Origin of the sequence: Roseomonas gilardii subsp. gilardii, assembly GCF_023078375.1 — a bacterium.
Classification (GTDB): Bacteria; Pseudomonadota; Alphaproteobacteria; order Acetobacterales; family Acetobacteraceae; genus Roseomonas; species Roseomonas gilardii.
Genome location: NZ_CP095554.1, coordinates 1206454 through 1227354 on the forward strand (window position 1 = coordinate 1206454; position 20901 = coordinate 1227354).

Genomic DNA, 20901 nt, shown 5'->3' on the forward strand with positions numbered 1-20901 from the left:
ATCCGCCAGGACGCTGCGCGCCCTGGACCCGGTTCGTTGGCACTCGCTGACACCGGATCGCGCCGGAGAGCATGGCTCTCCGGCGGCTGCGGGTGCCAACAGCGCGGACAGGGTGTTTTTCTTCTTCTCAGGAGCCCCGCCGACCCACCTGCTCCCAGGGATCGGGTGTCAGGCTGGCCTTATCCAGCGGTGCCAACTCAGGCCCGGGGTCTGGGGACCGGCTTCGGTCCCCAGCGGAGAGGGGGACGGGGGGAGAGGCAGCGCCTCTCCCCCGGATGCGGCGCCGAAGCCCCGATCAGAGCGTGATCCGCGCCACGCTGTCCTTCTCCTTGATCTGCTTGAACGGCAGCTTGATCGAGACGAAGGCCGCGCCGGACTTCTCGTCCAGCGCCAGGCTGTTGGGATGCGGCGGCAGCGGCACGGTCTCGGTGACGCTGTGGCGGCCCGTATCGAGCACGCTGACCGAGCCGGAGCCGCGGTTGGTGACGAAAAGCCGCTGGCGCGCGGCATCGAGGCGCAGCGCCACCGGCCCTTCGCCCACCGCCGCCTCCCAGAGCAGCTTGCCGCTCTCCGGCTCCACCGCCACGACGCGGTTGCCGGGATTCTTCGACTTGAAGCCCGGGATCATCTTCTCCTTGTAGCGGGTCAGGCTCTCCATGCCCTGGTCCACCGCCAGCACGGCGCCGCTGGCGGGATCATAGGCGAGGTTCAGCGGCTGCTCCGCGCCGCCGGCCTCCACCGAATGGCGCACCTCCTGCGTCTTCCGGTCGATGGTGAAAAGCTGCCCCGCCAGGGTGGAGATGAAGAGGCGGTCCTTCGCCGGGTCCAGGGAGATGCCGGTCGCGCCGGGGCCGATGCCGGTGATGGGCTTCTCCGCCGTCAGCCCCTTCGTGCCGACGACATAGACCTGGCTGTCCTTCAGGCCGAGACCGGGCAGATACAGGCGCTCCCCGGAAGGATCGAGGAGCAGTTCCCGCAGCTTATAGGGATAATCCTCCTTGCCATCCTCGCCTTTCACCTTGCTGGCCAGGCGCAGGGTTCCGGCGATGCGGTTCGCGCCGAGATCCACGGCGCTGACGGCGGCATCCAGGGTATGGCCGACATAGAGCCGGCCACCCGCGTCATCGAGCGCCAGCCCGAAGCCGCGCAGCGGCAACACCAGCTCCGACCGGATCGCGAGGCTGTCCGGGTCGAGGCAGAAGAGATGGCTGGCCGGCGAACCCTCCTCGAAACCACCCGCCGAAAGCACGTACAGCGCATTCCGCGCCGGGCTGAAGGCCAGTTCGTAAAGGGCGGGCGCCACCTCGGCCTTCACGACCTTCGCCGCCGCCCGGGCGGATCGCATGGTGGCGAGGGCGAGGCCACCCGCGAGAAGCCCCAGCGCCGCGCGCCGGCGCAGCAGGACCGGGCCGGGGGCGGGCGCGGCCGTGGTCACGGTCGTGCCCGGATACGGGCTGGCGGGCCGGTGCATGTGTCTCTCCTGATGCTGGGCCGGGAGCCCGGCCCCGGCGCGGGAATCGTGGCGCCCGACGGAAGGGGCGCGGGCAGGCGTCTGGAATCAGAATATGATTATCATTCGCATATACGGCCGCGGCAAGCCCATGGGCAGAGCCGCCCATATGCCACGCGCAGGGCCGGCGCCGCTTCCACGGAGGCCGCCGCCATTCCCGCCATTCTGCCAGGACCCGAGCGGCCTCCCCGCGTCGGGACAGTCCGCCGTCAACGGGCGCCGCCAGCCGCCGGACAGAGCGGTCCCGGACGGCCGCGCGCCTCAGGCCGCCGGGGTTTCCCCGGCCGCCGGCCGCCGCTGCCGCTCGGACTCGGTCTTCAACTGCCCGCAGGCGGCCAGGATGTCGCGCCCGCGCGGCCGGCGGATCGGCGCCGAATACCCCGCATCGCTGACGATCTCCGCGAAGCGCCGCACCACCTCGGGCTTCGAGGTCCTGTAGGCGCTGCCCGGCCAGGGATTGAACGGGATCAGGTTCACCTTGGCCGGAATGCCCTTGAGCAGCCGCACCAGCTCCCGCGCCTCGGCCTCGCTGTCGTTCACCCCGTCCAGCATCACGTATTCGAAGGTGATGCGCCGGGCGTTGGAGGCGGAGGGATAGCGCCGGCAGGCGGCCATCAGCTCGGCGATCGGATACTTGCGGTTCAGCGGCACGATCTCGTCGCGCAGCTCGTCCGTCACCGCATGCAGGCTGACGGCGAGGCCGACATTCAGCTCCCGCCCACAGCGGTCCATCATCGGCACGACGCCGGAGGTGGACAGGGTGATCCGCCGCCGCGACAGGCCGATCCCCTCATTGTCCATCACGATGGTCAGCGCCTTGGCGACGTTCTCGTAGTTGTAGAGCGGCTCGCCCATCCCCATCACGACGATGTTGCTCAGGTGGCGCGGCGTGCCGTCCTTGGGGGAGGGCCATTCGCCATAGCTGTCGCGCGCCGCCATGAACTGGCCGACGATCTCGGCGGCGCCCAGGTTGCGCACCAGCTTCTGCGTCCCCGTGTGACAGAAGCGGCAGGACAGCGTGCAGCCGACCTGGGTGGAGATGCAGACGGCGCCGCGATCCTCCTGCCCGTCGGGGATATAGACCGTCTCCACCTGCTGCGCGTCGCGGAAGCGGAACAGCCACTTGCGCGTCCCATCCTTCGAGAGCTGCTCGGTGGCCACGTCCGGCCGCCCCACCACGAACCGCTCCGCCAGCCGCTGCTGCATCGGCTTCGCGATGGTCGGCATCTGCGCGAAGTCGCGCACGCCCTGGTGATAGATCCAGTGCCAGATCTGGCGGGCGCGGAAGGGCTTCTCGCCCATCGCCACCATCTCCGCCTCCAGCTCCGCCCGCGACAGGCCGACGAGGTCGCGCCGCCCATCCGGCAGCGTGGCCGGGGGCGGGGCGAAGATCGCCGACTTGGCGAGGATGCGCGCGGCCTCGGCCTCGGTCAGTTCGGCCGGGCTGGAAGCCGCGTCAGGACGGGTCTGGAGGGCGGCGTCGCTCATCGGCGGGGGGGACATTCCTTGGAGATCGCCTCATAGGCCGCGGAGAAGCCGCTGAGGGAGAAGGTATCGGTGGTGGCGCCCTTGCCCTGCGGCCCCGGCCCCTTGATCACGAGGTCGCGCCCCGCCTTGAAGGCGGCCACGGCGGCGGAGCCTTCCTGGGCGAAGGCGTTGTTCTGCACGCCATAGAAACGCAGCTCGTTCGAGCCGACCGCGCCGGTGATCTCGGCATCGCGGTTGTTCTCGCGCCGGAAGGCATAGCCCAGCGAGGCCGCCACCTGGTCGCGCCCCTGCGGCCGCTGCGTCACCGTCAGCATGACGTTCTGCCGGCTGCCGCCGCCCTCGCTCTTCGCCGCGCGGGTGAAGGCATAGCAGACCTTGCCCCCGCTCTCCTGATGGGTCGCGGCCGTCCAGCTGCCGAAGCTGCCGAGGCGCTGCGGGCCGCTGGCGGCACGATTCTGCGCTGAGGCCTCCGGCATCTGGGCGAAGGAGACGAGCGCGAGGGCGAGAACAGGGAGCAATCGCTTCATGGCGGCGCAGATAAGGCCCCGAAGCCACCCGGTTCAACCGCGGAGATGACCGGATCAGCCATGTTCCGCCGCCGGGCCGGTCCGGAGGGCGGCCCGGAACGGCACCGCTCCCCGCCTCCTGGCATCTCTCCTGGCATCCCTTTTGGCATCCCTTTTGGCATCCCCCGCCGGGGCATCCCCGCTTGGCGCCCCGGCCGCATCGCCTTATCAGCCCGGGCCATGCAGGATGCGCGCATGACCGGCCAGTCCCCACCCCTTCCGGACGAGCGCGACCGCCAGCTCGCCGCCCAGTACGACAGCTACCCCTATCCCGCCCGCAACCCGGCGGACGAGGCGAAGCGCCTGATCATCGGCAGCCCCTCCCACCTGCGGGAGGTGGACCACTGGATCTTCGGCGCCCGCCGCCCGGAGTCGCAGCCGCTGCGGGCGCTCATGGCCGGCGGCGGCTCGGGCGACGGCACCATCATGCTGGCCCAGCACCTCGCCCGCGCCGGCCGCCCCGGGGAGGTCGTCTGGCTCGACCGCTCCGCCGCCGCGCGCAAGGTGGCGCAGGCCCGGGCGGAAAAGCGCGGCCTCGGCAACATCCGCTTCACCGAGGGCTCGATCCTCGATCTGCCCTCCCAGGGGCCCGACCCGCAGCTCGGCCTCTTCGACTACATCGACTGCTGTGGCGTGCTGCACCATCTGCCCGACCCGCTGCAGGGCCTGCGCAACCTCGCCGCCTCGCTCGCCCCCGGTGGTGGCATCGGCCTCATGGTCTATGCCCCGCATGGCCGCACCGGCGTCTACATGCTGCAGGACGCGCTGCGCCTCCTCACCCCACCCGAGGAAGCCCCCGCCGCCCGGCTGGAGGTCGGCAAGCGCCTCTGGAAACAGGCGCCCGAGACCGCCTGGCTCCGCCGCAACCCCTGGATCACCGACCACACGGAGGGCGGCGACGCCGGCCTCTACGACCTGCTGCTGAACCCGCGCGACGTGGCCTACACCGTGCCGCAGCTCGCCGCCCTGATCGGGGCCGCCGGCCTGCGCCTGCGATGCCTCGTGGAGCCCCTGCGCTACGATCCCGACCGCTACCTCCCCGATCCGAGGCTGCGCGAACGCGCCGCCCGGCTCGACCCCATCGGCCGCGCCGCCCTGGCGGAGGCGGTGGCGGGCAACATGGGCATCCACATCGCCTACTGCACCCGCGACCCGGCGCCGGAGCCCGACTGGGACAACCCCGATTCGGTCCCCGTGCTGCGCGAGATGGACGGCGCCGCCCTGGCCCGCGCGGTGGCCCCCCAGGGCGTGCTGCCGGTGAACTTCGACGGCGTGCGCATGGCCCTGGCCCTGCCGCGCCTCGCCCCGGCCATCCTGAGCCGCGTGGACGGCCGGCGCAGCCTGGGGGAGATCGCCGATGCCGTGGCCGCGGGCGGCGCCTCGCGCGAACAGGTGGCGCGCGACCTCGCCACGCTGCGCGGAGTGATGGAGCCGCTGAACCGCCTCCTCCTCGCCGCGCCCCGCCCGGCCGGCGGGTGACGCAGCCCGCCCCGTGCATCCCGGCAGGCCCGCCCTGAGGAAGCCTCCTTGAGGCGAGCCCCCGATCCGGACGGGGTGCCGGCCCCACGCCCCCGCGACAGCAGGCGGGACGGCGCGAGGCGCGCCCCGCCCGCCATCCCCGCCCTCCGCGGAGCGGCCCCCCGGGCGGCGAAGCCGGGCCGGGGCGGCTGGCGCTGGCTGCGCTACGGCCTGGTGCTCTCCGTCTGGGCCACGATCGGCACCGTCCTGCTCTTCCTGGCCCTGGTCTGGGACCTCCCGGCGCCGGAAAAGGCCCTCTCCGCCACCCGCCGCCCCTCCCTGACGCTGGAGGCCCTGGACGGCCGCGTGATCGCCACCCAGGGCGACCTCTATGGCGAGGCGCTGCGGCTGAAGGACCTGCCCCCCGCCATGCCGCAGGCCCTGATGGCCATCGAGGACCGCCGCTTCCTCGGCCATCCCGGCATCGACCCGCTGGGCCTGCTGCGCGCCGCCTGGGCCAACCTGCGCGCCGGCCATGTGGTGCAGGGCGGCTCCACCCTGACGCAGCAGCTCGCCAAGAACCTCTTCCTCAGCCCCGACCGCTCCTTCCGCCGCAAGGCGCAGGAGGTGCTGATGGCCCTCTGGCTGGAACGCCGCTTCAGCAAGGCCGAACTGCTGGAGATCTACCTGAACCGCGTCTACCTGGGCTCCGGCGTCTATGGCGTGGACGCGGCGGCGCGGGCCTATTTCGGCCTCTCCGCCCGCCGCCTGAACCTGTGGCAGGCGGCGATGCTGGCCGGCCTGCCCAAGGCCCCCTCCCGCCTCAACCCCCGCACCGATCCGGAGGCCGCCACCCGCCGCGCGAAGGAGGTGCTGCGCGCCATGGCCGAGACGGGCGCCATCGCCCCCGAACAGGCGGAGCGCGAGGCCGCGCGCATCGCCCTGCCGCCCCGCCCCGGCCGCAACGCCGGCTGGTTCGCCGACTGGGTGCAGGACGAGCTGGGCCGCCGCTTCCCGGAAAGCGCCGACCTCGTCCTGCGCACCACCCTCGACGCCCGCATCCAGGCCGTGGCGGAGAACCGCCTGAACGCCCTTCTCTCCGGCCCCGGCGCGGCGGCCGGGGTGGGCGACGGCGCGGTGCTGGTGCTGGACGCCCCCACCGGCGCCGTGCGCGCCATGGCCGGCGGCCGCTCCTACCGCACCAGCCAGTTCAACCGCGCCGTGGACGCCCGCCGCCAGCCCGGCTCCGCCTTCAAGCCCTTCGTCGTCCTGGCGGCGCTGGAGGCGGGCATGGACATCACCTCCACCGTCTCCGACGCGCCCCTGACCCTCGGCGACTGGTCCCCCGGCAACGGCCACTGGGCCAGCCGGGGGGAGATCACGCTGGAGGACATGCTGGTCCACAGCGTCAACACCGCCGCGGTGCGCACCCTGCTCCGCGCCGGCGGGGCGAAGGCGGCCATCGCGGTGGCCCAGCGCCTGGGCCTCGCCGGGCCTTTTCCGCGCGACGCCACCGTGGCGCTTGGCACAGGGCAGGCATCCCTGCTGGAACTCGTGGCCGCCTACGCCGCTTTCGCCAATGGAGGGTTGCACGTGGAACCGTTCGGCCTCGCCGCCGCCCGCAGCGGCAACACCCTGCGCCCCCTGCCGCCCCCCGATCCGGCCCGCGTGATGACGCCGGATCAGGCCCAGGCCATCCGGCGGGCGCTGGAAAGCGTGGTGGCGCGCGGCACCGCCCGCGCCGCCGCCATCCCCGGCCGCCCGGTGGGCGGCAAGACCGGCACCACCCAGGATTGCGCGATGCCTGGTTCATCGGCTTCTCCGGCCGCACCGTGATCGGGGTCTGGCTCGGCAACGACGACGCCACGCCCATGAACGACGTCCAGGGCGGCACCCTGCCGGCCCGCCTCTTCCATGAGATCCTTGAGGAGATCCCGCGATGAAGCCGGAGACGCCCCCCGGACAGACCCCGGCCGCCCCGCCGGATTCCCCGCCGGATTCCGCCCTGGCGGAACTGTCCTTCCTGTTCAGCCCCGTGCGCCACGCGGCGAACAACCTCGCCATGGTCCTGCTGATGAACCTCGAATCGGCGGCGCGCGTCATTCCCCCGTCCGAGCGCGGCGGCCGCCAGATCGCCCGCGCCGTGGAGGCGGCCGAGGAATACGACCGGCTGATGCGCAGCCTCCTGGGCCTGACCCGCGCCGAACAGGCCGTGCCCATCCGCGCCGCCGCCTATCTGCGGGACCTGCTGCCCCTGCTCGGCCTCGCGGCCGGCCGCAAGCTCACGCTGGAGGTCCAGGGGGAGGTCCAGGGGGAGGTCCAGGGGGAGGCCCAAGGAGACGCCGCCGAGATCCTGGTCCGGCGCCCGGCCCTGGACGCCGCCCTGCTGACGCTGATGCAGGATATGCCGGCGGAGGCCCCGCCGGTGCTGCGGCTGCGCGGCGACCGGCTGGAACCCGGCTTCGCGATCGCCCCGGCGCGGCGGGACGCGCTGCAGGCGGCCGGGGCGGCGGTGGAGGATGGCGACACCCTCCGCCTCCCCACGGGCTGACGGAAGGGAAGGGGGAACAGGCCCCGCCGCCGTCCCGGGATTGACCCCCGGGCCGCGACAGGCGCCTCATGGCGGGCGCCTCTTCCCCGGGGGTGGAACCGGATCAGCCAGGAAAGCCCGTCATGCCGCAGACCCGCTTCGTCGTGCTCGCCGAGTTCCGCCTGAAACCCGAGGGCCGCGCCCGCTTCATCGAACTCGCCCGCGCCGATGCCCAGGGCTCCGTCACCCACGAGCCCGGCTGCCGCCAGTTCGACCTCCTGCTCTCGGAGGAGGACGAGACCCTCGCCGTGCTGCACGAGGTCTATGACAGCCGCGCCGCCTTCGAGACGCACCTGACCATGCCGCACTACCTGCCCTTCCGCGACGGCGTGTCCGAACTCGTCACCGGCAGGACCGTCCGCTTCTTCCAGCAGGACGCCGGCTGATCCGGGCCGCTCACACCGCCCGCATCAGCCCGCCATCGACCCGCAGGTTCTGCCCGGTGATGTAGCCCGCCCCCTCGGAGGCCAGGAAGGCCACCGTGGCGGCGATCTCCTCCGCCTTGCCATAGCGCCCCATCGGCACGCTCCCGCGCCGCTCCCCGGTCTCCGGCAGGCTGTCGATCCAGCCGGGCAGCACGTTGTTCATGCGGATGTTCTCCGCCGCATAGGTGTCGGCGAAGAGCTTGGTGAAGGCCGCCAGCCCGGCCCGGAACACCGCCGAGGTCGGAAACATCGCGCTCGGCTCGAAGGCCCAGGCGGTCGAGATGTTGACGATCGCGCCGGATTTCTGCGCCTGCATCACCGGCGTCACCAGCCGCACCGCCCGGATCACGTTCATCAGGTACACGTCAAGCCCCGTGTGCCACTGCTCATCGCTGATCTCCAGCAGCGGCGCGCGCGGGCCATGCCCGGCGCTGTTCACCAGCACGTCGATCCGCCCCCAGCGCTCCATCGCCCCATCGACGAGGCGCTTCAGCGCCTCCCCGGACTGGTTGGAGCCGGTGACGCCCAGCCCGCCCAGCTCCCGCGCCAGGGCCTCGCCCTTGCCGGAGGAAGACAGGATGCCGACCCGGTATCCATCCGCCGCCAGCCGCCGTGCCGAGGCCGCGCCCATGCCGCTGCCGCCCGCCATGACCAGCGCCACCCTCTCCGTCGCCATGCTTCGCTCCCCGTTCCGGAAAAGCGCAGGCTAGAGTCTGTCAGGTTCAAATAGAAGCATAGCCGGCATGGCGGAGGTATGCGGCGCATTCGTCGGCGGTGAAGGTCAAGAGCAAGTCGCCGATCTTGCGCCAGGTGGCATCGATGGAGCGTTCATCGGCCTTTCGCAGGAGGGTCTTGAGCTTGGCGAAGACCATCTCGATCGGGTTGAGGTCGGGGCTGTAGGGCGGCAGGAAGAGCAGCCTGGCACCGACGCTCCGGATCGCATCGCGGGCTGGTTTTCCCTTATGACTGCCAAGGTTGTCGGCGATGACGATGTCTCGCGGCCCGAGGGTCGGCAGCAGGAACTGTCGCACCCATGCTGTGAAGGACAAGCCGTTGATCGGTCCGTCGATGACGCAGGGGGCGACGATGCGATCGTGCCGCAATCCGGCCAGGAACGTCAGCGTCTTCCAGTGCCCGTGCGGCACCTTGGCCAGGAGCGGCGCCCCGCGCAGGCTCCAGCCTCGTGTGCGGGTCATGTTGGTCTTCACCCATGTCTCGTCAATGAAGACCAGGCGGGCCGGATCAAACCGATGTTGACGGGTCCGCCAACGGGCCCTCAGACGCGCCAGGCTCGGCCGTTCCGTCTCGCTTGCCAGCAAAGTTTTTTTTGAAGGTGAGGCCTTGGCGGCGCATAAAACGCCAGACCGTGTCATGCGACACGTCGATGCCGCCGGCCTTCAGGTCGGCGGCAAGTGCCCGCACGGTCCAATCCGACTTCGCCGCAAGGCGGCTGGTCAATGCTTCGGTCGCATCCAGCAGTCTCGGCCGACGATTGCCCCCCACCTTGCGGGCCGCCAGACCATGCCCGGATCGGGCAAGTTGACCAATCCGTACCGCACTGGCGACCGAGACGCCAAAGCGTTTCGCCGCTTCTCGAACCGTCGACCCACCAGCCAACGCAGCTGCCACACGGATCCGCAAATCCAGGGAAAGGGCTCGAGCCATCGCCGCTGGCCTCCCATCCAGCAGCCATCTTGAATCACGGCCGCCCCGCGTCGCAGAAGTCAATTCTCGATTCAGAAACAATCTGACAGACTCTAGTCAGCGCACCGGAGGGCCGGCAGGGACGGCCATGCCCGGCCTTGCCGGCCTCAGCGGGCAGCCAGCGACACAGGATCGCCACGCGGCGTTTCTCAATGGACCCGTGGACCGGCAGACCGTTGTGCCGGATCGCGTCGCGCCGCCGGCATCGCCCTACATCCTTCAGGCCGGGGCCGTGATCCCGGCCGCGCTTATCACCGGTGTCCGTTCCGACCTTCCAGGCCAGATCACAGCGCAAGTGACCGAGAACGTCTATGACAGCCCGACCGGCTCGCTGCTCCTGATCCCGCAGGGCACGCGCATCATCGGCCAATACGATGACGGCGTGACCTTCGGCCAGCGCCGCGTGTTGCTGGTCTGGAATCGCCTGCTCCTCCCGGGCGGCCGCTCCATCGTTCTGGAGCGCCTGCCTGGCGCGGACGCCAGCGGTTATGCCGGGCTTGAGGATGGCGTCGATTATCATTGGGGGGATCTGATGAAGGCCGCAGGGCTGTCCACGCTTCTCGCAGTCGGTTCGGAGCTGGCGACGAGCGACGAGGACCGGCTGATCCGCGCCATCCGCGACGGGGCGCAGGATACCGTCAATCAGGCCGGCCAGCAGATCGTTCAGCGCCAGTTGCAGGTCGCGCCGACGCTTACCATCCGGCCCGGCTTCCCGGTCAGGATTATCGTCACCCGCGACCTTGTGTTCGAGGCGGCAGGAGGTTGACCATGACCAGGCTGAAACTCGGCCCGCTGCCCGACGACAAGCCCGTCAAGGTGACGGTGGAGCTGCCCGCGCCGCTTCACCGCGATCTGGTCGCCTATGCCGAGGTGCTGGCCGGCGAGAGCGGCCAGCCCATCGCCGATCCCGTCAGGCTCATCGTGCCGATGCTGGAGCGGTTCATCGCCACGGATCGAGGGTTCGTCAAGGCACGGCGAGCCATCGCTCGACCCCGTTAGGATCGTGCCGAGTGGGCCGACGGCACAAGTGCCCCATCAGGCATTGCGTTTTGACAAGAACCGGTCAACGTAACGCTGACTTCGTGAATAAGGCATTGTAGTAGCATGTTCTTTCCATCTTCTTGTAGTCTGTCACTGATCTGCCGCGGGGTGATTCTCAGAGGGCGGCCGGCCGAAGGGTGGCGTCAGTATCTCGACACATACGGAAGCAGAGGATAACTCTCGGACGAACTGCTCTCTTCCGTGTATGGCGATGTGGCTGCGATATCTGGCGGACTGAATGACAAAAGAAGTTGAGATCGAGCGAGAGCTCATTAAAAAGCTCGCGGATCTTAAGTATTCGCATCGCGATGGCGTTTGTGATCGAGAGGCGCTTGAACGAAATTTCCGCGAGAAGTTCGAAGCCTTGAACCGGGTCAGATTGACTGACAGCGAGTTCGAACGGTTACTCGAAGAAATCGTGACGCCAGACGTGTTCGCCACTGCGGAGCGATTGCGGAACTGGAATACTTTTGAGCGCGAAGACGGCACTCCGCTGCATTACCAACTCGTCAACCTGCAAGACTGGTGCAGGAACAGCTTCGAGGTCGTCACCCAGCTTCGGATGAACACGCGGAGCAGCCATCATCGGTACGACGTGATCCTGCTTCTCAACGGCTTGCCGTTAGTGCAGATCGAAATCAAATCGCTACACGTATCGCCTCGAAAGGCGATGCAGCAGATCATCGATTATAGAAACGATCCAGGGAACGGCTACGGCAACAGCCTGCTGTGCTTCACGCAGTTGTTCATTGTCAGCAATCGCAGCCAGACTTGGTATTTCGCAAACAACAACAGTGAGCACTTCTCCTTCAACGTTGAGGAGCGGTTCCTGCCAATCTATCGCTGGGCCACTCGTGACAACAGGAAGGTCGAGCACTTGTCGGATTTTTCCGACCAGTTCTTAGCCAAATGCACCCTCGCTGAAATGATCAGCCGCTACATGGTGCTTATCCAGAATGAGCGGAAGCTCGTGATGATGAGACCCTATCAAGTCTATGCGGTCAAGGCGATCGTCGACTGCATTCACGAGAACCGGGGCAATGGCTACATCTGGCACACGACCGGTTCGGGAAAGACACTGACCTCGTTTAAGACGTCGACCCTGCTCAAGGATAATCCCGACATCGAAAAATGCCTCTTCGTGGTCGACCGAAAGGATCTCGATAAGCAGACGCGTGACGAGTTCAACCGCTTCCAGCCCGGTTGCGTCGAGGAAAACACGAATACCGAAACCTTGGTTCAGCGGCTGCTGTCCGACGACTACCGGCACAAGGTGATCGTCACCACGATCCAAAAGCTGGGACTCGCGCTGGACGGGACGAACAAGCGGCAATATCGTGAACGCCTAGAGCCACTGAGTGACAAGCGCATCGTCTTCATCTTCGACGAATGTCACCGTTCTCAGTTCGGGGAGAATCACAAGGCGATCCGTGAATTCTTCCCGAATGCCCAGCTTTTTGGTTTCACCGGCACGCCGATCTTCGAGCAGAATGCTATCGCCGTCCAGGTCGAGGGCCAAGAAGCGCGCCTGATGACGACGGATGAGGTCTTCGAAAAGGAGCTCCACGCCTACACCATCACCCACGCCATCGACGATGGCAACGTGCTGCGCTTCCATGTGGACTATTTCAAGCCTGACGGTTCCCCCATCAAGCCGGGGGAGACGCTCGCCAGGCGAGCCGTGGTTGAAGCCATATTGGCCAAGCACGACGCCGCCACCAATCAGCGCAAGTTCAATACGCTCTTCGCTACGGCGTCGATCGACGACGCCATCGACTACTTTCGGCTCTTCCGCGACGTTCAGGCGAAACGTGATGAGCAGGACGAGGATTTCGTCCCGCTGAACATTGCCTGCGTCTTTTCGCCGCCGGCCGAAGGCAACCGCGACGTTGCCCAGCTGCAGGAGGATCTGCCCCAGGAGCTGGAGGACAACAAAAAGGAGCCTGGTCGCAAGAAGGCGGCGCTAGTGGAGATTATCGCCGACTATAACGCGCGCTATGGCGCCAATCACAACTTGGCGAACTTCGATAGCTATTATCAGGATGTGCAGCAGCGGATCAAAGACCAGAAATATCCCAACAGCGATCTGCCGCGCTCGCAGAAGATCGACATTACCATCGTCGTGGACATGCTGCTGACGGGCTTCGATTCGGCCTATCTCAATACGCTCTATGTCGACAAGAACCTGAAATACCACGGCCTCATACAGGCCTTTTCACGCACCAACCGGGTGCTGAATGATTCCAAACCCTACGGTAACATCCTCGACTTTCGCGCCCAGCGCGACGCGGTGGACGAGGCAATTGCGCTCTTCTCGGGGGAGGCGCCGGACCGGGCCAAGGAGGTCTGGCTGGTCGATCCCGCGCCGAAGGTGATCGGGAAGCTCGAGGAAGCTACGCAGAAGCTGACTGACTTCATGGCTGCGCACGAGCTTCAGCCTCGTCCCGATGAGGTGAGCAACCTCAAGGGCGATGAGGCGCGCGTTGGCTTCATCGAACGTTTCAAGGAGGTCAAGCGCCTCACCACCCAGCTTGATCAGTACACTGACCTGACGCCAGAGCAGAAGGCGCAGATCGAGGCGCTGATCCCCCGCGACGATCTGCGCGCTTTCTCTGCCCAATACCTGGAAACGGCTAGGCGCTTGCAGCAGGAAAGCCGCAGTAAGGACGACCCTGTCGATCCCGTTCAGCAACTCGATTTCGAGTTCGTTCTCTTCGACAGCGCACTGATCGATTACGACTATATCATGCGACTCATTGCCCGCTTTAGCCAGGCTGCGCCGAAGCGACTGAAGATGACGCGAGAGGAACTCATGCGTCTTCTCGCCTCTTCAGCCCGCCTGATGGAGGAGCGTGAGGATCTCGAAGCGTACATTGCCACTCTGAAAGAGGGCGAAGGGCTGAGCGAAGAGCAGGTCCGTAAGGGATACGAGCATTTCAAAGCCGAGCGTCAGGCGGCCGAGCTTTCCGGTATCGCCGGAAAGCACGATCTTCCCGCTGAGGCGCTGCAGCGCTTCGTCGATCTGATCCTTGACCGCTACATCTTTGATCCTGACGCGCTGAGCGATCTGTTCCGCTCCCGAGGTCTCGGTTGGAAGGCGCGCGCGCGGGCGGAGCTTGCGCTGATGGAAGACATTACCCCGCTTTTGCGCCGCAAGGCCGAGGGGCGCGAGATTTCAGGACTGGAAGTTTATGAAGGGTATTGAAACCAACGGCCCGGCCCCCCGCCTGCGTTTTCCTGAGTTCCGCGATGCGGGACCGTGGGAGGTGAAGCGATTGGGGGAGATTGGAACGATCATTAAGGGCAAAGGAATCTCCAAGTCCGACATCAAACCGGACGGAGCATCGCCGTGCATCCGCTACGGAGAGCTTTACACCTTTTATAGCGAAGTCATTAGTGAGGTAGCTTCGCGCACTGACGCCGATAATCTCGTTCTCAGTGAGGAAGGCGATGTAATTATTCCGGCATCTGGAGAGACGAAAGAAGACATTGCGACGGCCTCCTGTGTTACAAGAAGGGGGTCGCGTTAGGGGGCGACCTCAACATTTTTCGATCGCCTTTGAACGGACCATTTCTTGCCTATTATGTGCGCGGAAATCTGCAATCGGAAATTAGCAAGGTTGCGCAGGGTGATTCGGTTGTCCACCTTTACCCGGCGCAGCTCGAAAGGCTGCAACTTGCGGTTCCGCCTACGCTGGGCGAACAGAAAAAGATCGCCGATTGCCTCACGTCGCTCGACGATCTGATCCAGGCAGAAGGCGAGCAGTTGGCGTCGCTGAAGGATTACAAGCGCGGCCTTATGCAGAAGCTTTTCCCCCGCTCTGATGAGGCTACCCCTCGCCTGCGCTTCCCCGAATTCCGCGACGCAGGCACTTGGGACGTAAAACGGCTGGGGGAGGTATGTCAAATCAATCCGCCTTCTGGTCCCTTACCAGAAAGCTTCTTTTATATCGATTTAGAGTCTGTTGTCTCTGGGGAGTGGATACTCAGGAAGAGAATTTTTCGCGATGCTGCCCCTAGCCGAGCGCAGCGTATACTTGAATCGGGGGACATCATTTTCCAGATGGTTCGCCCCTATCAGAAAAACAATCTGCTTTTTACATCGGAAGTCGGGCAAGAATACGTTGCATCGACAGGTTATGCTCAACTCCGAGCTAAAGACTCGAGCAGTTTTTTATATCAATTGGTCCACACCGAATCATTCACGAACGCGGTTTTGGAGAAGTGCACTGGTTCAAACTACCCTGCTATCAGCTCTTCCGATCTCGCGGAAGTGTGGGTTTCCGTTCCCGGTCTTCCTGAACAACAAAAAATCGCCGACTGCCTCACCGCGCTCGATGAGTTAATCAGGGCACAAAGCGGAAGGATCAAGGCGCACAAGGGCCACAAGCGCGGGCTGATGCAGCAGCTTTTCCCGCAGGAAGTAGGTTGAGCCATGGCGGATGCGCAGACCTTCGACACGCTCGAGACGCTTGCCGCCCACCTGCGGCAAGAGATCGAGGGGAAGAACAAGAAATGTACCCTGATCTTCGCCCATAACGGCACCGGTAAGACGCGGCTGTCGATGGCGTTCAAGGAGCTCGGCAAGCTGCGTGACGACGACGGCGCGGTAACAGCCCGTGACACGCTCTATTTCAACGCCTTCACCGAAGACCTCTTCAACTGGGACAATGACCTGGAAAACGACCGCGACCGCGTGCTGCGGTTGAACACGGCTTCTGCCTTCTTCAATGGCCTTGCCGAGCTGGAGATGGAAAACCGCATCCGCCCGGTGCTGCGCCGTCATGCCGACTTCGACTTCCAGATCGACTATGCGCAGGGTACGGTCCTGTTCTGGCGCGAGACGGTGAAGAACGCCGAGGGTGAAGATGTGCCTGTGCCTATCAAGATCTCGCGCGGCGAGGAAAACATCTTCATCTGGTGCTTCTTCCTGGTCGTGGCCCAGCTCGCCATAGATGCTCAGGAGGCCTATGACTGGGTGAAATACCTCTATATCGATGACCCTATCTCCTCGCTTGACGAGAACAACGCCATTGCCGTTGCTGCGCATCTGGCACTGATGCTGAAGGGGCAAGACCGGCTGAAGGCGGTGGTCTCCTCCCATCACACGCTATTTTTTAACGTGCTGTGCAACGAATTGAGCAAGCCTTGGCAGTTTTTTCTGAGCCGAGATAGTGCCGGCTGGCAGCTGCGCGACACGGGCCAGACGCCGCGGTTCTACCATGTCGCAATGCTGAAGGACCTGTACGAGGCCGCGCGGTCGGGCAGGCTTTACACCTATCACTTCACAATCTTGCGCAGCATCATGGAGAAAACTGCAACCTTTCACGGTTTCAGCAATGTGGGCGATGTGATGAAGCGTGACGCAGACGATGAGGACGGTAGGCTTCATTTTCGCTACGTCCAGCTTTTGAGTCATGGGGGCTATTCTTTGTTCGAGCCTGCCGAAATGTTGCCGGAGAACAAGGACATCTTTCGCAAGATACTCGAGAACTTCATGAATGATTATCGCTTTAATCCCGAGCTGTTTCCGGCGGCCGAAGCAGAAGGAGCCGTCGTATGACCGAACAGGACCAAATAAGGCTAGGCAGGACGCTTTGGGCTATCGCCGACGAATTGCGCGGCGCGATGAACGCGGACGATTTTCGCGACTACATGCTGTCGTTTCTGTTTCTGCGCTACCTGTCGGATAATTACGAGGACGCCGCGAAGGGTGAACTCGATGCGGACTGGCCCGCACTGCCGGCGGGCGACCGTCGCTCGCCGCTTGCCGTCTGGTATGAGCAGAATCCAGAGGATACGGAGGAATTCGAGACGGTCATGCGCCGAAAGGTACATTACGTCATCAAGCCCGAATTCTTCTGGAGCTCCATCGCCGAGATGGCTCGGACCCAGAGCGACAAGCTGCTCAGGACCCTGCAAGACGGCTTCAGATTCATCGAAAACGAGTCGTTCTCGTCGAATTTTCAGGGCCTCTTTTCCGAGATCAACTTGGACTCTGACAAGCTGGGTAGGAACTATGCGCAACGCAACGCGCGGCTATGCACCATCATCCAGAAGATCGCTGAAGGCTTGGCGGAGTTCCCTAGTGACCGCGACATTCTGGGTGACGCCTATGAATACCTGATCGGCCAGTTCGCCGCCGGTTCGGGCAAGAAGGCGGGCGAATTCTACACCCCGCAGCAGATTTCTAACATCCTGTCGGAGATCGTGACGTTCGATAGCCAGGACCCGGCATCAGGCAAACGGGCAAAGCTAAACCGCGTCTACGACTTTGCCTGCGGTTCGGGCTCGCTGCTCTTGAACGTGCGGCGGCACATGGGCAAGCACGGTATCGGGAAGATCTACGGGCAGGAAAAGAACATTACTACTTATAATCTTGCCCGAATGAATATGCTGCTGCACGGAGTGCGGGACACCGAGTTCGACATCCACCACGGTGACAGCCTGGAAAACGACTGGGACATCCTGCGCGAGCCGAACCCGGCGAAGAAGATAGAGTTCGACGCGGTGATCGCCAATCCGCCGTTCAGCTACCGCTGGAGTCCGACCGAGGAAATGGCGAAGGACTTCCGCTTCAAGGACTACGGGCTTGCACCAAAGTCGGCGGCTGATTTCGCCTTTTTACTGCACGGGTTCCACTTCCTCGCTAAGGACGGCACCATGGCGATTATCCTGCCGCATGGTGTCCTGTTCCGCGGCGGGGCTGAGAAGAAGATACGTACCAAGCTTCTGAAAGATGGTCACATCGATACGGTGATCGGCCTGCCAGCCAAGTTGTTCTATTCGACAGGCATACCAGTCTGCATTCTCGTGCTGAAGAAATGCAAGCGGACCGACGACGTTTTGTTCATCAACGCGGCAGAGCATTATCAGCCTGGCAAGCGACAGAACTCGCTCTTTCCCGAGCACATAGACAAGATCGTCGATACCTATAAGTACCGGAAGGAAGAGGACCGCTATTCGCGGGTGTTCAGCCTTGATGAGATCGAGAGGGAGCACGACTTCAATCTCAATATCTCCCGCTATGTGAATACTTCCGAAGCCGAGCAAGAAGTCGATCTCGCAGATGTGCACGGAGAGCTTGATGCCCTTCAACAAAAGATTCAGACAGCCGCGGAGACGCACAACAGGCATCTTGAGGAACTCGGCCTGCCACCTTTGCCTCTTGGTTTGAAAAATAGTTCGGAATGATGGGTCGGGAGGTAAAGCGTGAAGCAGCGATTGAACGTTCTATCTACGCATCTGACCTGCTCATTCAGCCTGAGATCTGGGTGCGCCTCCTTTTGAGCAGCAGGGAGTATAGCCGATAAGGCATTCGCAGACGCTTATCTGCCGTCGCTGAGTTGGTAGGGGTCAAGGTCTGCCCCTTATCAGATCATAACCTCTAACTTATGTCGGCATCGGTAGTTGCGCGTCCCCGCATCCAAATCCCCACACAATCACCCTGCATAAACACCCCCCCCAAGCCATAAACCGGGGGGGTAGCGTTGCGGTTCTGTCAAAAAGAAAACACGACAGCACCCATTCGCCCGTGCAGCATGTGTCGTCATGCGGCACGATTCACCTATCGACATCCTCCGGCTCGCAGCTGAAACCCGGCAGGCAGCTGTCAGCGATCCCTTTGGCAGCCCCGCCCTTGCCTTGGCTCTTCTGCTCAGCCGCCGCATGGACGATGGAGGGCTAGCACGGCCGGAACTCGCGCAGCTTCTGCGTGACCTGGGGCAAGCGGCCTTCCGCGATCGTGCCGGCCGGTTGCGGGAATCCGTCGGCGTCGTCCCGACCGCCGAGACCGATCAAGCCCTGACCCTTCTCGCCAGCCGCATTGCCCGGCCCGATCCCCAGGACAGCCCGGTGCGCTTCGCGGCCTTCGCGGCGGCGGCAGAGCGCCCCCGGGCGGCGGCGGTCTTTACGGCACATCCCACCTTCAGCCTTCCCCCCATTGCCAACAAGGCCCTGGCTGCCATGGCCAGCGGCGGTCCGGCACCCGCCGAAGCGCTGCCGCTCCGCCCGGATGTGCCGACCTTGGCCATGGAATTCGCCCAGGCCGCAGAAGCCATCGGCCATGCCCGGGACGCGCTGGACCGCCTGGCGGAAGCCTTCCTGAAAGTGGCACGGGATTTCTGGCCGGACCGCTGGCTCAGGCTGGAGCCCAGGCCGGTCATCCTGGCCTCCTGGGTCGGCTACGACACCGACGGGCGTACGGATATCGGTTGGCAGGATACGCTTCACCTCCGCCTGTCCATGAAGCGGATGCAGCTCGAACGCTTGAGACTCCAGCTCGATTCCCTGGAAGAGAAGGCGGCGGGTCCCCTGCGGCAGCGCGTGGATGAGGCCCTTCTGGCCGTGGACGAGCAGATCGCCACCTGTCCACCTTCCGGGCCGACGGAGCCCATGGCAGTGCGCGACTTCGCCCACAAGCTGGTGGGGCTCCGCGATGCCGCGCTCACCACCCCGGCTCCGCTGCTGGATCTGTTCGAGACCGCCATTGCCGAGGCTGCGGACGAGGAGACCCGCATGGCCCTCTGTGTCGCCCGGGCCGGGCTGGTCGCGCATGGCCTTTCCCTGGCCGGCACGCATGTCCGCCTCAACGCGGCGCAGCTCCACAACGCCGCCCGGCTGCATTTCGCGGAGATCGGTGGCGACCCCGCCGATCCGGCCCGGCGCCGCGCCATGTTCGCCGCCGTGAACGAGGCCCTGCAGCATGTGAAGCCCGAACCGGTCGATCTGGGGGGGCTGATGGCCGAGCAGGCCAGCGCGCTGCGCCTGATCATGACCGTCACCCAGATCACCAAGCATGTGGATGCCTCGCAACCCGTCCGCTTCCTGATCGCCGAGACGGAAAGCGGGCTGACCCTGCTGATCGCCCTGCTCCTGGCCAGGCTCTGCGGCGCGGAGGAGCATCTGGAGATCTCCCCGCTCTTCGAGACCGCGGAGGCCCTGGAGCATCGTGGGGAACGTGTGGTCGAGGAAGCTCTGCGCTCCCCGGCCTGGCGGGACTATCTGCGCAAGCTGGGCCGGCTCTGCCTGCAATTCGGCTACTCCGACTCCGGCCGCTATGTCGGCCAGGTCCAGGCCAGCCAGCTCATCGAGCGGCTGAAGCTGCGCGTCGCCGATCTCCTCGACCGCTACGGGCTGGGGGATCTGGAGGTCGTGCTCTTCGACACCCATGGCGAGGGGCTCGGCCGCGCCGGCCATCCGGATGGGCTGGCCGCCCGGCTGGACTATCTCGACCCGCCGGCGGTGCGGGCGGCCTTTGCCGCGCACAACACCCCGGTCCGCCTGGAGACGAGTTTCCAGGGCAGCGACGGCTACCTGAATTTCGGCACGCCGGAACTGGCCCATGCCACGATTGCCCGGATCGCCGAGCACGCCTTCGCCCCGATCGAGACGGAAAGCGATCCCGTCTATGCCGAGGGCGGCTTCGCCAATGACCTCTTCGCCGGCGCCCGCGCCGCGATGACGGCGCTGGTGGATGATCCAGGCTATGCGGCCCTGCTGGGCGCCTTCGGCACGGCCCTGCTGGACCGGACCGGATCGCGCCCCGCCGCCCGGCAGAGCGATAGCGGCGGCCCGAGCGTCATCCGGCATGTACGCGAACTGCGCGCCATTCCCAACAATGCCGTGCTGCAGCAGCTCGGCTTCCTGGCGACGCTCACCCATGGCATGGGCGAAGGAGCGTCGCGCGAGCCCGACACCTTCGCCGACCTTCTCCGCCGCTCGCCACGCTTCCGCAATGCGATGGCCTTCGTGCGCGCCGCCCTGCGTTGCTCGGACCCGGATGTGCTGCGCGGCTATGTGGCCAGCCTGGACCCGGGCATGTGGCTGGACCGTGCCGCCCGTACGCGGCGTGCCGGACGCCCAGCGGCCCTGATGCGGGTGGCCAAGGCGCTGGAGGATCTCGGCCTGACCGACCCCACGCGCCGCGTCCTGCGCCGCCTCCTGGCCGACGATATCCGCCTGCGGGGCGCCTGGCCGAAGGAGGGCAGCTACCTTGCCCCCGCGATGAGCGACCGGCTCTTCGCCCTGCATGCCCTGCGGCTCTGCCTGATCCACCGGATCTGGCTGATCGCCGTGGAGATGCCCGATTTCTCCCCCGTCACAGCGTGACACGGGAAG

At 65.5% G+C, this 20901-nt stretch carries 18 protein-coding genes; 13 read left to right on the forward strand and 5 right to left on the reverse strand.

Annotated features, from left to right (window positions below; all coding sequences use genetic code 11):
- Nucleotides 1-295: 295 nt before the first annotated feature.
- The 3 genes from MVG78_RS05500 to MVG78_RS05510 all read right to left on the reverse strand — a co-directional run bounded on the left by MVG78_RS05500 (nt 296) and on the right by MVG78_RS05510 (nt 3525).
- Entirely contained in the window at nt 296-1471 is a 1176-nt protein-coding gene (locus MVG78_RS05500) for a YncE family protein (RefSeq protein ID WP_247558925.1), read from the reverse strand.
- 300 nt (nt 1472-1771) lie between these two features.
- Nucleotides 1772-2998 carry a dual-specificity RNA methyltransferase RlmN gene (gene rlmN, locus MVG78_RS05505; protein WP_247558926.1) on the reverse strand — a complete coding sequence of 409 codons (1227 nt, stop codon included), beginning with the start codon at nt 2996-2998 and terminating at the stop codon, nt 1772-1774.
- Nucleotides 2995-3525, reverse strand: a complete 531-nt coding sequence (locus tag MVG78_RS05510) for an invasion associated locus B family protein (protein WP_247558927.1) — start codon at nt 3523-3525, stop codon at nt 2995-2997. Before MVG78_RS05510 ends, rlmN begins: the two co-directional genes overlap by 4 nt.
- A 234-nt stretch (nt 3526-3759) precedes the next feature.
- Here MVG78_RS05510 and MVG78_RS05515 point away from each other — a divergent pair, with 234 nt between their 5' ends.
- The 5 genes from MVG78_RS05515 (at nt 3760) to MVG78_RS05535 (ending at nt 7998) form a co-directional block, all read left to right on the forward strand.
- Nucleotides 3760-5043, forward strand: a complete 1284-nt coding sequence (locus tag MVG78_RS05515) for a methyltransferase (protein ID WP_247558928.1) — start codon at nt 3760-3762, stop codon at nt 5041-5043.
- 48 nt (nt 5044-5091) lie between these two features.
- On the forward strand, nt 5092-6858 hold the full coding sequence (locus MVG78_RS05520) for a transglycosylase domain-containing protein (protein WP_247558929.1): 1767 nt from the start codon (nt 5092-5094) through the stop codon (nt 6856-6858).
- Nucleotides 6816-6965: a hypothetical protein gene (locus MVG78_RS05525; protein WP_247558930.1), complete on the forward strand. Its 150-nt coding sequence runs from the start codon at nt 6816-6818 to the stop codon at nt 6963-6965. The genes MVG78_RS05520 and MVG78_RS05525 overlap by 43 nt, the downstream gene beginning before the upstream one ends.
- Nucleotides 6962-7573 carry a hypothetical protein gene (locus tag MVG78_RS05530; protein WP_247558931.1) on the forward strand — a complete coding sequence of 204 codons (612 nt, stop codon included), beginning with the start codon at nt 6962-6964 and terminating at the stop codon, nt 7571-7573. Before MVG78_RS05525 ends, MVG78_RS05530 begins: the two co-directional genes overlap by 4 nt.
- A gap of 122 nt (nt 7574-7695) precedes the next feature.
- Nucleotides 7696-7998, forward strand: coding sequence for a putative quinol monooxygenase (locus tag MVG78_RS05535; protein WP_247558932.1), 303 nt, complete (start codon nt 7696-7698; stop codon nt 7996-7998).
- A 10-nt stretch (nt 7999-8008) separates the two neighbouring features.
- Here MVG78_RS05535 and MVG78_RS05540 read toward each other — a convergent pair whose 3' ends face one another.
- Both MVG78_RS05540 and MVG78_RS05545 read right to left on the reverse strand, forming a co-directional pair.
- Nucleotides 8009-8713 (reverse strand): SDR family oxidoreductase, encoded by a 705-nt coding sequence (locus MVG78_RS05540; RefSeq protein ID WP_247558933.1) that lies wholly within the window; start codon nt 8711-8713, stop codon nt 8009-8011.
- A 46-nt stretch (nt 8714-8759) separates the two neighbouring features.
- A protein-coding gene (locus MVG78_RS05545; RefSeq protein WP_247558396.1) for an IS630 family transposase occupies nt 8760-9702 on the reverse strand; the annotation gives its coding sequence in 2 pieces (ribosomal slippage) (nt 8760-9365 and nt 9367-9702; 942 coding nt in all).
- Nucleotides 9703-9829: 127 nt separating this feature from the next.
- On the opposite strand from MVG78_RS05545, the gene MVG78_RS05550 reads away from it, so the two are divergent.
- From MVG78_RS05550 to MVG78_RS05585, 8 genes are all read left to right on the forward strand, one after another.
- Nucleotides 9830-10507: a TraB/TrbI/VirB10 family type IV secretion system protein gene (locus tag MVG78_RS05550; protein ID WP_428480753.1), complete on the forward strand. Its 678-nt coding sequence runs from the start codon at nt 9830-9832 to the stop codon at nt 10505-10507.
- 2 nt (nt 10508-10509) lie between these two features.
- On the forward strand, nt 10510-10740 hold the full coding sequence (locus MVG78_RS05555; protein ID WP_247558934.1) for a DUF2274 domain-containing protein: 231 nt from the start codon (nt 10510-10512) through the stop codon (nt 10738-10740).
- Between the two features lie 280 nt (nt 10741-11020).
- Complete coding sequence (locus MVG78_RS05560) at nt 11021-13987, forward strand: type I restriction endonuclease subunit R (RefSeq protein ID WP_247558935.1); 2967 nt, start codon at nt 11021-11023, stop codon at nt 13985-13987.
- Nucleotides 13974-14312, forward strand: a complete 339-nt coding sequence (locus tag MVG78_RS21485; RefSeq protein WP_282615052.1) for a restriction endonuclease subunit S — start codon at nt 13974-13976, stop codon at nt 14310-14312. Before MVG78_RS05560 ends, MVG78_RS21485 begins: the two co-directional genes overlap by 14 nt.
- Before the next feature lie 29 nt (nt 14313-14341).
- On the forward strand, nt 14342-15214 hold the full coding sequence (locus tag MVG78_RS05570; RefSeq protein ID WP_282615053.1) for a restriction endonuclease subunit S: 873 nt from the start codon (nt 14342-14344) through the stop codon (nt 15212-15214).
- A gap of 3 nt (nt 15215-15217) precedes the next feature.
- Nucleotides 15218-16345: an anticodon nuclease gene (locus MVG78_RS05575; protein WP_247558936.1), complete on the forward strand. Its 1128-nt coding sequence runs from the start codon at nt 15218-15220 to the stop codon at nt 16343-16345.
- Nucleotides 16342-17976 carry a type I restriction-modification system subunit M gene (locus tag MVG78_RS05580; protein WP_247558937.1) on the forward strand — a complete coding sequence of 545 codons (1635 nt, stop codon included), beginning with the start codon at nt 16342-16344 and terminating at the stop codon, nt 17974-17976. The genes MVG78_RS05575 and MVG78_RS05580 overlap by 4 nt, the downstream gene beginning before the upstream one ends.
- A gap of 450 nt (nt 17977-18426) precedes the next feature.
- Complete coding sequence (locus MVG78_RS05585; protein WP_247558938.1) at nt 18427-20892, forward strand: phosphoenolpyruvate carboxylase; 2466 nt, start codon at nt 18427-18429, stop codon at nt 20890-20892.
- Nucleotides 20893-20901 lie beyond the last annotated feature (9 nt).

Coding starts and splice junctions, on each gene's coding strand:
- MVG78_RS05540 (WP_247558933.1), bottom strand. CDS start 8,713: ATGGCGACGGAGAGGGTGGCGCTGGTCATGGCGGGCGGCAGCGGCATG.
- MVG78_RS05580 (WP_247558937.1), top strand. CDS start 16,342: ATGACCGAACAGGACCAAATAAGGCTAGGCAGGACGCTTTGGGCTATC.
- MVG78_RS05515 (WP_247558928.1), top strand. CDS start 3,760: ATGACCGGCCAGTCCCCACCCCTTCCGGACGAGCGCGACCGCCAGCTC.
- MVG78_RS05575 (WP_247558936.1), top strand. CDS start 15,218: ATGGCGGATGCGCAGACCTTCGACACGCTCGAGACGCTTGCCGCCCAC.
- MVG78_RS05500 (WP_247558925.1), bottom strand. CDS start 1,471: ATGCACCGGCCCGCCAGCCCGTATCCGGGCACGACCGTGACCACGGCC.
- MVG78_RS05535 (WP_247558932.1), top strand. CDS start 7,696: ATGCCGCAGACCCGCTTCGTCGTGCTCGCCGAGTTCCGCCTGAAACCC.
- MVG78_RS05510 (WP_247558927.1), bottom strand. CDS start 3,525: ATGAAGCGATTGCTCCCTGTTCTCGCCCTCGCGCTCGTCTCCTTCGCC.
- MVG78_RS05555 (WP_247558934.1), top strand. CDS start 10,510: ATGACCAGGCTGAAACTCGGCCCGCTGCCCGACGACAAGCCCGTCAAG.
- rlmN (WP_247558926.1), bottom strand. CDS start 2,998: ATGAGCGACGCCGCCCTCCAGACCCGTCCTGACGCGGCTTCCAGCCCG.
- MVG78_RS05530 (WP_247558931.1), top strand. CDS start 6,962: ATGAAGCCGGAGACGCCCCCCGGACAGACCCCGGCCGCCCCGCCGGAT.
- MVG78_RS21485 (WP_282615052.1), top strand. CDS start 13,974: ATGAAGGGTATTGAAACCAACGGCCCGGCCCCCCGCCTGCGTTTTCCT.
- MVG78_RS05560 (WP_247558935.1), top strand. CDS start 11,021: ATGACAAAAGAAGTTGAGATCGAGCGAGAGCTCATTAAAAAGCTCGCG.
- MVG78_RS05550 (WP_428480753.1), top strand. CDS start 9,830: ATGCCCGGCCTTGCCGGCCTCAGCGGGCAGCCAGCGACACAGGATCGC.